We start from the raw sequence: 12,184 nt of genomic DNA on the forward strand, positions 1-12,184 counted from the left end.
CTTTTTTTATTTTCCCAATCTTATAACATTCCAAGATGCTTTATTTAACATTACTTGAAGTACTCCATCATTTAACTCACTTCTATCTACATTTTTAGGTAGAATAGACTCATTTTTTACTGAATTAACTGCTTTCATATCATCACATTCTAAAACTATATGTTCTATTAGTCTATAATTATTAAAGCTTCTAATATCACATGTTAAAGTAATGTCGTCTTTCAAATTACGATTAACTGCAAATATAGTTACTTCTTCTTTTTCTTCATTATATACTGCTATAGATTCAACATCATTTACATCAGTAAAATCTTTTGTATCATGCTTTGGAGAAGATAGAACTGGCTGTAGTGCAATTCCTCGTCCATACTTTGAAGCATGTAAATAAGGATAATATATAGTCTGTTTCCAAGCTGCTCCTCCATTTGGATCAGTCATAATTGGTGCAATTACATTAACAAGTTGTGCTAAACATGCAATCTTTACCCTATCAGAATGTTTTAAAAGTGTAATCAACATTAATCCTACTAAAAGTGCATCTTCAAAATTATATATATCTTCTAATAAAGCAGGAGCCTTCTGCCATGGATGATTTGTCATTATATCATCATCTTTTTCATTTGAGTGGAACCATACATTCCATTCATCAAAACTTAAATTAATAGTCTTTTTACTACGTTTTTTTGCTTTTATATAATCACAAGTTGAAATTACAGTTTCTATGAAATCCTCCATATCAATAGTTTGAGCTAAAAAATTATCCGTGTCATTTGTTCTATTTCCATAATATTGATGCATAGAAATTAAATCAACATATTCATATGCATGATTTAAAGTGGATGCTTCCCATTCCGGAAATGTTGGCATATCTTTATTTGAGCTTCCACTTGAAACTAATTGTATAGTTGGATCTATTAACTTCATTGCCTTTGCTGTTTCAGCAGCAATTCTGCCATATTCTTCTGATGTTTTGTGTCCAATTTGCCACGGTCCATCCATCTCGTTTCCTAAACACCATGTCTTTATGTTATGTGGATCTTTAAATCCATGCTTTATTCTTAAATCACTATACTTTGATCCACTTTCATGATTACAATATTCTAATAAATTACAAGCATCAGCTATTCCTCTAGTTCCTAAATTTACTGCCATCATCATTTCTGATTCTACTTTATTACACCACTTTGAAAATTCATTAAGACCTATTTCATTTGTCTCTAAACTTCTCCATGCTAATTCCAATCTTTTAGGTCTGTCTTCCACAGGACCAACACTATCTTCCCAGAAAAAATTTGATACAAAATTACCTCCTGGATATCTTATAATTGGTACATTTAGTTCTTTTACGAGATCCATTACATCCTGTCTAAACCCTTCTTCATCTGCATTCTTATAACCAGGATCATATATTCCTCCATATACTGCTCTACCTAAATGTTCTATGAATGAACCATATATTCTTTTATCTATTTCAGAAATTTTAAAATCTTTGTCTATTACCATTTTTGCTTTCTTATTCATATTTTTAATGCACTCTCCTTAAATAAGTTTTTAACTATTAACCTTTTACTGCACCTGCTGTCATACCATCAACAAAATACTTTTGGAAACATAAGAACAAAATAAATATAGGAAGTATTGAGAAGAATGATCCAACAATCAATAAATCATAATTATTACCATAAGGAGTTAATAATGTATTCAATCCGATTGGTAAAGTAAATTTAGTATCACTCTTTAATACCAATAATGGCCATAATAAGTTATTCCAACTATTCATTGTATTTAATATTGCCATTGCTGCAAATGAAGGCTTCATAATAGGAAGAATTATTCTAAAGAAAATTCCATACTCTGATGCACCATCTATTCTTCCTGCATCTATAAGTGATTTCGGAATTCCAGATAAGTATTGTCTAAAAAAGAATATGGTGGAAGCATTCGCTATGCTTGGAAGGATTATTCCTGCATAACTATCAACTAGATTCATACTATTTATTTGGTTATATAAAGGTAACATTAAAATTTCAAATGGAACCATCATTACAAATAATACACATACAAATAAGAAATTTTTAAATCTAAAGTTGTATGCTGCAAATCCATATCCTACCCATGCACTAACAAATAATGTTAATGCTACTTGTAGAATAGTTAATATCATACTGTTAAAAAACCATGTAAAATAACTATGGTCACCAGTAAATAAATATATGAAATTCTTAAGTGACATTTCATTAAAATTAAGAGATAAATTAATTCCATGTCTTATTAAATCATTTCCATCTTTAAATGATGATATAAAAACTGTATAAAAAGGAATGATTAATACTATACCTATAACAGAAAATAATGCACATATTAAAATCTTATATGCTATACTCTTTTTTTTACTCATAATTTTGCTATTATTTATTGATTTAGAACTCATATTAATCCTCCTTACTAAATGTTCCATTTAATTTTAACTGTATTAAATTTATTATCATAGCAAAAGCAAAAAGTACAATACCAACTGCTGATGCATACCCCATAGCATTTTTTTCAATTCCTTGCCTATATAAATATCCTACAATTGTTAGTCCTATATTTTTAGGCGAATTATTACCAGCCCACAACATATAGCTTTCTGTAAACATTGCCAATCCTGCATATACAGATATAGTAAGTACATATATTGTTGTTGGTTTAAGTTGAGGTATTGTTATATATCTAAATTTTTGCCATACAGTTGCACCATCAATATCTGCCGATTCATATAATTCTTCCGGGATATTTTTAAGTCCAGATAAGAAATATAGCATATTTACTCCCGTCCATCTCCAGCAGGCCAGAACTAAAAGTGTAATAAATCCTGTAGATCCAATCTTTAGCCATTTAATAGGATCCATTCCAAAAAGACCTATAAATTGATTCATTAGTGATGTACCTTGTTCTCCAAATGCTAATCTAAAAACCGTACCTGCAACTACAACTGATGTTAATGCTGGCAAAAAGAATACTGATTTGAAAAACTCTCTGCCTACCATAAGTTTACTATTAATAATGCATGCAAATATCATAGGTATTGGTATAAGTAATATTAATGTCCATACCATATATTTAAAGCTATTATACATAGCTTTTAAGAATACTTTATCTCCTAAAAGCTTTGAATAATTCTTAATTCCTACAAATTCTCTTTGACCAGGCAACACTTCTTGAAAACTCATAATTACTGTATTTATCATTGGAGATATAAAGAAAATTATAAATACCAAAATAAAAGGCAATATAAATACATATGGAGCTATTTTTTTGTTGTACATAAGTTTCTTAAACATTGCTTTACTTCCTCCTTTATTTTTTAGTCTTAATTATAATTTCTAATGGACAATTAGCACCTATAACTAAAACTAAAATCTAGTGCTAATTGTCCAATACATCACTGAATATTATTGCAATTCATTTTGTACTTGTTCTTGTGCTTCATTTAAAGCTTCTGTAACATCTTGTCCATCTTCAAAAATGCTATTAAATGTTACTGTACATAGAGTATTATTTATAGTTGGAGAAGCCTCTGTTGACTTAATTAATTTGATTTCATCTTTAATTTCATTTAATACATCAAATGGATTGTTCTTAAAGTATTTAACAAAATCATTATTTGGATCATGAGTTATATTTTCATTTGTCCATATATCAGTGTTACATGGATCAAATCCAAGCTTTTGCCATATCTTAATATTTCCATCTTCTGAAAGTTTAGCAAATGCTAAAAATTCCTTAGCAAGTTGTGGATTCTTAGAAGTTTTAGTAACTACAGTTCCTGTACCACCACCACCTACAGAATGTGGCATTCCTTCCTCTAAAACCGGAACTGGAGCTATTGCAATTTTTCCTGATAATTCTGGCATGTAATTCACATATCTAGACATTTGCCAAAATGGCATAATTGCACATGCATAGTCACCTTGATTGAATGCACCATATGCTTCTTCAGTATCAGGTTGTCCCCCTGGAACTGTAGCAATAGCATTTGCATCTTGTAATTCCTTTAGAGTAGTAAGAGCTCTTATCATCTCTTTACTATTTAATTGTGGTTTGCCATTTTCATCAACATAATCTGATCCTTGCTGAGCTAAAAGTGCGCTAGTTTGCCATCCTGCACTTGTATCTGCTGTTCCCAAATGTTTGCCTGTTGCAGCATAGTATTTTTCTCCTGCCGCCTTAAAATCATCCCAAGTCTTAATAGTTGTATAATCAATGCCTGCAGCTTCTAATAGTTCTGTATTATAAAATGCAACTGTTGCTCCAACATGAGTTGGTAATCCATATACCTTTCCATCTTTACTATATAAATCTAAACGAGATTTTACTATTTTATCTTTATATGGTCCAATCACATCATCAAATGTCTCTAATTGTGGTTCTCCTTTTAAAAAGTTTGGAAATTTACCAACTTCAATATCACACATATCAGGTGCACCTTTTCCTGATAACAATGCTGATTGTAATTTATTGTGCATATCATCATACGGAAGAACAGTAAATTTAATTTTTATTTGCTTATCTGGATTCTTTTCATTCCATTCTTTTAACATTTCTTCATAGAACTTTGCATGTAATTCTACAAATGTCCACATTTGTAATTCTTCCCCGTTTTCAGCTCCAACTGTTGAAACTTTAGCATCCTCTTTTTTTGCTTCACTTTCAGTATTACCTGAACCACACCCTGCAAACATAGTAAAACAAAGAGATGTTGTAATCAAAATACCAGCAACTTTCCTAAACGTTTTCATAATACCCATACCTTTTCCTCCTAATTTAATTTAACGTTCTGTTAAGTTATATGAACATTGCTCTTCTCAACACTAGAAAATATAATAAGTTTGACTAGAACCAATTATCCCCCTAGAAAAGGAGAGAAGAACAATGAACAAAACTAAAGTAAAATGTCCTCGCTGTCACTCTGACCAACTATATAAGTTTGGTTTGGATAAGCAGGCTAACCAAAAATATCAATGTAAGAACTGCAAACGCCAATTCGCTCCTGACTCTGTCAGCATGCCGAAGAAATCAAAATACCCCACGTGTCCTAAATGTGGTAAATCTACATTCTTACATCATTCTTATAAGCACTATAATCGATATAAATGTGGCAATAAAAAATGTAATCATGTAATTGTACATCATCATAATTTAAATATTGATGATGCATCTAGTGAAAAGCTAACCGGCTCCCTTTCTATGAAAGGAATGCGCTTTCCGTTACATATTATTCTTACAGCATTGACATTATATTTCTTAAATAATACATCAACACGAGCTATTGCACATTTCCTACATACAACAGCAAATATAAAAGTATCCCATGTAACCATAGCGAGTTGGGCTCATAAATTTGCACCATTCTTCAATCTGAAAGCTGATTCCTTTAAAGATCAGTTAAATCTTCAATCTGACGATTGGCACGCTGATGAAACTGTTGTATTTATAAATGGCGAAAAGTATTATCTATGGCTTGCTATAGACTCAGAAACACGCTTCATATTAGCATTTCATCTTACGAAATCACGTAGTGAAGATTCTGCTTTTACTCTAATTAATCAAGCTAAAAAGTTTGGTGAACCTAGTAATTTCATTACTGATAGATTGCCTTCATATAATCAAGCTGTAGCTAAAGTTTTGCCAAATACTAAGCATATTCCTGTAGCACCAATGTCCAGTGATACAAGTAATAATCTTATAGAATCTTTCAATAAAACTTTTAAAGCTTGGTATAAAGCTAAAAAAGGCTTTAATTCATTCGAGAAAGCTAATAACTTAATATCTGTATTTATCTTTCACTATAACTTTATAAGACCTCATGGATCATTAAACAATCATACTCCAGCTGAAGTTGCCGGCTTCGCTAGCGATAGCAAATCTAAACATTCTTGGTTTGTTGCTGCTTAATTTAGTTAATCAATATCTTTGATTAACCTGCAAAAATCCTATTTATTGCAAGCTTGTTTGCCATGCAATAAATTAATCAAACTTATATAATTTTCAAAGAGCGAGTAATTCTACGAAATGTTAAGCTATTTTTTCATAACAACCTAACAGAATCTAATTTAATATTAAACCACTATTTATATAACATTAAATTATTTTATTTAATTATAAACCATTTATATATATAGTGGGTTTAAAAACAATTTTTATCTCCTTTAGGGCTATATATCCAACTTTATTTTAAAATAATCTAAATCTTTTTATATGAATATATTATCCAAAAAATACTTTTATGTCAATAATTATTAATAATTTATTTTTTTGTAAATAACTATTTTTATAATAAATCATATAGTCTTTCTTCTTCATTTTTTATCCATACTTTCATTTTTCCTGGCTTTCTATTATCCCATGCATAATATGGTATAGCCACAACTTTTTTATCATCTTTTTTTCCTATGATGACTACACAACCATTTAGCAGATTGCTTTTATATTCTGATAAAAATCTCATTCTGCTATCTATTTTGATATCATCAATATTTTCATTATCAACTTCCTCTATACAATAAATAAGGGGCCCTCTTTGTATAGCAACTTTTCCTAAATTCTGTTTTACTTTTACATTACTTTTTACTAGTTCTATTGGCATAATCATATTTAAATGTATTTCATCATTTTCTGACCATTTTCTAATTAATTTAATATAGCCTTTTTGAATTTCATAATTATTAATTTTCTCTTCATTAATTTCAACATTCATGGTTTTACACCATGATGGATATCTAATAAATAATCCCATTTCTTCATCTACTGATTTCTCTATTTTTATATTAACTCTCCCATCCCATGGATAATTTGTTGATTGAGTTATTTTTATTTCCTTTCCTCTAAACTCCGTAGTTAGTGTATTGGAAATATATAGATTCAAATATACCCCGTCTTCATCTTTAGCATAAATATAATCTCCTACAGATGGTATAAATCTCGCTATTTGTGTTGGGCAGCATGAAACATCATACCACTCTTTTCTATGGTGATCTCCATGAGATTCTAATGGATTTTCATAAAAAAACTTAGTTCCGTCTAATGATACTCCTGAAATAACCCCATTATAGAGCTCTTTCTCCACAATATCTACATACTTAGAATCTTTAGTCATTAGATTCATTCTGTGATTCCAATAAACCATTCCAACTGCTGCACATGTTTCACAATATGCTGTATCATTTGGTAAATCATAATCTCCAGTAAAACCTTCATTATCTCTTGATGAACCTATTCCACCAGTTATATACATATTTCTATTTACAGTATTATCCCAAAGCCTATACAATGCTTCCATATAACTTTCTTCATCTTCTATAGCTGCAACATCAGCTACTCCACAGAAATAATACATTGCTCTAACAGCATGTCCTGTTATTTTGCTTAGTTCCCTAACAGGCTTATCATCTTGATTATATTTTTTACCACCATATTTTTCTCTACTCCACACTTTATCTGTCCATTCATTATTATGACCTCTTTGTTCAATAAACCATTTAGCTAAATTTAAATATTTTTTTTCACCAGTTTCTCTATACAATTTTACTAATGCCAATTCTATTTCTTGATGTCCAACAATCCAATTCTTTTTTCCTTCTCCAAAAACATCTACTATATGATCTGCAAACCGTATGGCAACATCTAAAAATTTTCTTTTTCCTGTAGCATTTTTATATGCTATTGCCCCCTCAATCATATGGCCTGCACAATATAATTCATGTGCCATCATATCTGTCCATTTTTCATCCATTCTTCCAAGAACAAAATAGTTATCTAAATATCCATCTTCCTGCTGTGCCATTCCAATTTTATCAATTATACTATCTACATATTCTTCTAATTCTTTATTAGGATTATTTTGTAGTGAATAGCCAACTCCTTCAATAACTTTATATACATCTGAGTCATTAAAAGCAACTCCTGTGAAACCTTCATCTGCATTACCATTATAGGTTCTTTCGAAATTCAAAATTCTTTCTTCTGTCTCACACTTTTCAAGACATGCCTTCAATGTTGTATTCTGATGATTTCTTAACCTTGTGCTCCAAAAATCATCATTTATCTTAACCTGTGTAAAACTTATCGAATTTAAATTATGATTCTCCATCTTTATTCCCCCTTTAAAAATTTTATAAAGATTCTAATAATGTTTTAGATAATCTCTCTAAATCCTTATTAAACGTTTTATAAAGTTAGTAAAATAATAAGCAATTTATTAATCATGTATATACAATTATATTCTTAGTACATTATTAATAATATCGCTATATTTCTATGATATTGATACAATATCTAACTGTCTTTATGATTTATTTATACTCTCTTTTATTCATTAAATAAATTTCTATATTTATTGATTTATTTAATATTTGCCTATTTTTTCTCAATATTACTCTTAAATACTTCTTATTTATCAGTTTTTCATTTTTTATTAAACGTTTTTGTTAATTAATAAAGGATAATTAAATACTCTAACACTTAATTATCCTTTATTCAAAAATTTATTTTATACTTAAAATAGATTTTCTTTCTATAAACTCACAATTTATTTTATATATTTCATGATCTATATTTTTATTCTCTTTATCTATTAAACTAATTAAAATTTCTGCTGATTTTCTTCCTATATCAAACAATGGTAATCCCATTGTAGATAACATAGGATTATATGCTGTACTCGATTCCCTGTTGTCAAATCCAATAAGGGAGATATCTGTGCCAACTTTCTTTTCAATAGTGTCTAAATAATCATAGACTCCTCCTGCCATTACATCATTCATAGAAAAAATAGCTGTTATCCCTCTTTTTATCAATTGCTCAGATACTTCCCTTCCAGATTCCCTCTCCCAATCACCATTTAAAATAAAACTCGGATTAAATAAAATTTGATTATCATACAGTGCTCTCTGATATCCAAGTAATCTTTCTTGTGTATGTATGCTTTCTTTAATTCCAGCTATTACTCCAATTTTAGTATGTCCTGCTTTTATAAGCTTCTCTGTTGCATCATATGCACCTTGTTCATCATTAAATATTACAGATGTAAAATTTTTATCTTTATCAAATACATAAGCAGTTACAATTGGTATACCTAAATCATAAGGAATGCATTTTATCTCTCTGCAATGGCAACCTATATATATTATCCCCTCAACTTGTTTTGATTTCATCATTTTAAACTCTTCTTCTACATGCTTATAATATTTATTTTCTGTATAAAACTTTTTATTATATTTCTGATATAATCTTAAATTTCCAAGAACAAATTGATAATTATGTTCATCACAATATTCATTAATTCCGTCAACAATACTAGGTGTATTAAATATTGTTAGATCTTCCGTTATTATTCCAATAGTCCTGTTTTTCTTTTGTTTCAAATTTTGTGCTATTACATTTGGAGTATAATTAAGTCTTTTTATTGTTTCTAGTACTTTTTTTCTAGTTTCATCGCTTGCGCCTGGCTTACCATGAATAATATTAGATACTGTAGCAATAGATACTCCACTTTCTTTTGCTATTTCTTTTATTGTTGCCATAATTACCTCCAATATTAAACGTTTTATAACTATATAATACCAAATTTAATATGCTATTTCAATAAAGTACACTCAACAATAATTAGATATATATTTTACATATAAAAAAATTAATATGTTGATATTATTCCACTTATATATAATCTCACAAATTTAATATTTCGCAGTTGTTTATCTATAATTACTATATTATAATATAAGTATGCACAGCTTGTACATACATGTCTGTATAAATAGTTTAATATACTAAAAAATATACCTACAGAAATATATTCAAAATATAAAGCAGTTGATTTAAGGAGGCTAATTTTATGTCTATAACAAAAAGAGAGTTTGGAAAAACTAAAGATAACATTAATGTAAACATTTTTACTATAACAAATAAATCTGGAATGAAAGCTGAAATTTGTACCTATGGAGGAACTATAGTTTCTCTTACTGCCCCTGATAAAGAAGGAAATTTTGATGATATTGTACTAGGTTATGATACTATTGAGTCTTATGAAAATGGTGATAAATTTTTCGGTGCTTTAATTGGTCGTTGTGGCAATAGAATTCAGAATGGTAAATTTACTCTTAATGATAAAGAGTATTTGTTAGTGATAAATGATGGTCCTAATCACCTTCATGGTGGAACAAAAGGATTTGATAAAGTTATTTGGAATGCTGAAATATTAAGTAATGAATATAATCAATTAAAGTTATCTTATTTTAGTAAAGATGGCGAAGAAGGATATCCTGGTAATTTAAATGTTACTGTTATTTACACATTAACTGATGATAATTCTCTAGAAATACATTATCATGCAATTAGTGATTCTGATACAATTGTTAACCTTACTAATCATTCATATTTTAATCTTGGTGGACATGCATCCGGAACTATACTTGATCACGAATTGATGATTGCTGCTGATACTTTCACAGTAAATGATGAATTCTCAATCCCTACTGGAGAAATTGGAAATGTTTCTGATACACCTATGGATTTTAGAAGTTCAAAAAATATTGGAAAAGATATAAATTCTGATTATGAGCAAATTAAATTTGGATGTGGATATGATCATAACTGGATATTAAATTCAAATGGAGATATTTCAAAACTGTCAGCTAAATTAATTGATAAATCTAAAGGCAGAGTTATGGATATGTATACTACTAGTCCTGGCGTACAATTTTATAGTGCTAACTTCCTTGATGGTAAAGGCACTTCTATTGGGAAAAATAATACTCCTTATGTGAAAAGAAGTGGTGTATGTCTTGAAACTCAATTTGTTCCTAATGCTATAAATAATAATAACTTTGCTTCACCACTACTTAAAGCTAATGAGGAATACAATCATACTACAATATATAAATTTTCTACGCTATAAAAAATAAATATATTTAAACAAAAAATACCTATCACTTTAATTAATAGTATAGGTATTTTTTTTATTAAACTACAAGCTTATATTTAAATAACACCTTTAATAATTTAATTTTACTAATAAAATATTAAATTATTAAACGTCTATTCATAGTAAAAATTAATATTAAAAAGTATTAATTGTAATATTTGAATCCTTTAAATATATGGTATATTATTAATTTATAAGTTTATATTATATTAAAAATTTTTGTAGAATTGAGGTAAACATTTATGAAGATAAATAAAGTAGCTGTTATTGGCGCTGGCGCAGTTGGAACATCTATAGCTTTTGATATTATACTTCAGGGTATATGTGATGAGCTTTTAATGATTGATATTAATAAAGCTAAAGCTGAAAGTGAGGTTCTAGATTTAAAGCACTGTACAGGGTATTCAAATTCATCTATAAAAATAAAATGTGGCGAATACTCAGAATGCTATGATGCTGACATAGTTGTAATTACTGCAGCTGCACCACTTATAAAAGGTCAGACAAGACTTGATATGCTTTCTACTGCTAAAAAGATTACTAAATCAATTGTAGATCCAATTATGAAAAGTGGATTTAATGGTTATTTTGTAATTGTTACAAATCCAGTTGATATAATAAGTTATTATGTTTATAAGTTATCTGGATTACCTAAAAATAAGATAATTGGAACTGGTACTGCTTTAGACTCTGCAAGATTAAAAGTACTACTCGCAGATTTAATTGGTGTTGAAGCTAGAAGCGTTCAAGCATACACAATTGGTGAACATGGTGACTCTCAATTTATCCCTTGGAGCACTGCAAGCATTGGTGGTAAACAATTTGATGATATCTTAGTAGATAATAAAGAACGTCTTGATGGATTTAATCCAGATGAAATCTTAGAAGAAATAAAGAAATCTGGATGGAAAATCGCAGATGTAAAAGGCACTACAAACTATGGAATTGCTGCCACCACTGTTGATATTATAAAATCAATTTTAAATGATGAAAGAAAAGTAATTCCTGTGTCAGCATTTCTAGAAGGTGAATATGGCATAAATGATGTTTTCATAGGTGTGCCTGCTATTATTAATAGAAATGGAATTTCTGAAATTGTTGAATTACATTTAAATGATGAAGAGCAAGATTTATTTAATAACTCTGTTTCTATAATAAAAAAATATATAAATCAACTATAATAACATAAAAAACCGCTATATCAATTAATAATATTCTTAT

The 12,184-nt window shown here is 28.8% G+C and carries 9 protein-coding genes; 3 read left to right on the forward strand and 6 right to left on the reverse strand.

What is annotated here, in order from left to right; all coding sequences use genetic code 11:
* Window positions 1-6 precede the first annotated feature (6 nt).
* The 4 genes from arfA to BN2920_RS18580 form a co-directional block, all read right to left on the reverse strand.
* A complete protein-coding gene (arfA, locus tag BN2920_RS18565; protein WP_058296455.1) occupies window positions 7-1,521 on the reverse strand; it encodes an arabinosylfuranosidase ArfA in 1,515 nt (504 codons plus the stop codon).
* A 37-nt stretch (window positions 1,522-1,558) separates the two neighbouring features.
* On the reverse strand, window positions 1,559-2,431 hold the full coding sequence (locus BN2920_RS18570) for a carbohydrate ABC transporter permease (RefSeq protein ID WP_097919309.1): 873 nt from the start codon (window positions 2,429-2,431) through the stop codon (window positions 1,559-1,561).
* A 1-nt stretch (window position 2,432) separates the two neighbouring features.
* The gene (locus tag BN2920_RS18575; protein WP_058296456.1) at window positions 2,433-3,323 is read right to left on the reverse strand and encodes a carbohydrate ABC transporter permease; all 891 of its coding nucleotides are present in this window, start codon (window positions 3,321-3,323) and stop codon (window positions 2,433-2,435) included.
* Between the two features lie 111 nt (window positions 3,324-3,434).
* Window positions 3,435-4,790: an ABC transporter substrate-binding protein gene (locus tag BN2920_RS18580; RefSeq protein ID WP_058296457.1), complete on the reverse strand. Its 1,356-nt coding sequence runs from the start codon at window positions 4,788-4,790 to the stop codon at window positions 3,435-3,437.
* A gap of 124 nt (window positions 4,791-4,914) precedes the next feature.
* Between BN2920_RS18580 and BN2920_RS18585 the strand changes: the two genes are divergently transcribed.
* Complete coding sequence (locus tag BN2920_RS18585; protein ID WP_058293044.1) at window positions 4,915-5,937, forward strand: IS6 family transposase; 1,023 nt, start codon at window positions 4,915-4,917, stop codon at window positions 5,935-5,937.
* A 376-nt stretch (window positions 5,938-6,313) separates the two neighbouring features.
* On the opposite strand, the gene BN2920_RS18590 is transcribed toward BN2920_RS18585, so the two are convergent.
* Both BN2920_RS18590 and BN2920_RS18595 read right to left on the reverse strand, forming a co-directional pair.
* Window positions 6,314-8,131 (reverse strand): glycoside hydrolase family 127 protein, encoded by a 1,818-nt coding sequence (locus tag BN2920_RS18590; RefSeq protein ID WP_058296458.1) that lies wholly within the window; start codon window positions 8,129-8,131, stop codon window positions 6,314-6,316.
* A gap of 394 nt (window positions 8,132-8,525) precedes the next feature.
* A complete protein-coding gene (locus BN2920_RS18595; protein ID WP_058296459.1) occupies window positions 8,526-9,563 on the reverse strand; it encodes a LacI family DNA-binding transcriptional regulator in 1,038 nt (345 codons plus the stop codon).
* 311 nt (window positions 9,564-9,874) lie between these two features.
* On the opposite strand from BN2920_RS18595, the gene BN2920_RS18600 reads away from it, so the two are divergent.
* Together BN2920_RS18600 and BN2920_RS18605 are read left to right on the forward strand one after the other, a co-directional pair.
* Window positions 9,875-10,936 (forward strand): aldose epimerase family protein, encoded by a 1,062-nt coding sequence (locus BN2920_RS18600; protein WP_058296460.1) that lies wholly within the window; start codon window positions 9,875-9,877, stop codon window positions 10,934-10,936.
* Window positions 10,937-11,205: 269 nt separating this feature from the next.
* The gene (locus BN2920_RS18605; RefSeq protein WP_058296461.1) at window positions 11,206-12,144 is read left to right on the forward strand and encodes an L-lactate dehydrogenase; all 939 of its coding nucleotides are present in this window, start codon (window positions 11,206-11,208) and stop codon (window positions 12,142-12,144) included.
* Window positions 12,145-12,184 lie beyond the last annotated feature (40 nt).

This window comes from Clostridium neonatale (assembly GCF_001458595.1).
Classification (GTDB): Bacteria; Bacillota; Clostridia; order Clostridiales; family Clostridiaceae; genus Clostridium; species Clostridium neonatale.

Excerpts from the sequence above, each read along its gene's own strand:
- BN2920_RS18585 (WP_058293044.1), top strand. The coding sequence starts at position 4,915 with ATGAACAAAACTAAAGTAAAATGTCCTCGCTGTCACTCTGACCAACTA.
- BN2920_RS18575 (WP_058296456.1), bottom strand. The coding sequence starts at position 3,323 with ATGTTTAAGAAACTTATGTACAACAAAAAAATAGCTCCATATGTATTT.
- BN2920_RS18570 (WP_097919309.1), bottom strand. The coding sequence starts at position 2,431 with ATGAGTTCTAAATCAATAAATAATAGCAAAATTATGAGTAAAAAAAAG.
- BN2920_RS18595 (WP_058296459.1), bottom strand. The coding sequence starts at position 9,563 with ATGGCAACAATAAAAGAAATAGCAAAAGAAAGTGGAGTATCTATTGCT.
- BN2920_RS18605 (WP_058296461.1), top strand. The coding sequence starts at position 11,206 with ATGAAGATAAATAAAGTAGCTGTTATTGGCGCTGGCGCAGTTGGAACA.
- arfA (WP_058296455.1), bottom strand. The coding sequence starts at position 1,521 with ATGAATAAGAAAGCAAAAATGGTAATAGACAAAGATTTTAAAATTTCT.
- BN2920_RS18580 (WP_058296457.1), bottom strand. The coding sequence starts at position 4,790 with ATGGGTATTATGAAAACGTTTAGGAAAGTTGCTGGTATTTTGATTACA.
- BN2920_RS18600 (WP_058296460.1), top strand. The coding sequence starts at position 9,875 with ATGTCTATAACAAAAAGAGAGTTTGGAAAAACTAAAGATAACATTAAT.
- BN2920_RS18590 (WP_058296458.1), bottom strand. The coding sequence starts at position 8,131 with ATGGAGAATCATAATTTAAATTCGATAAGTTTTACACAGGTTAAGATA.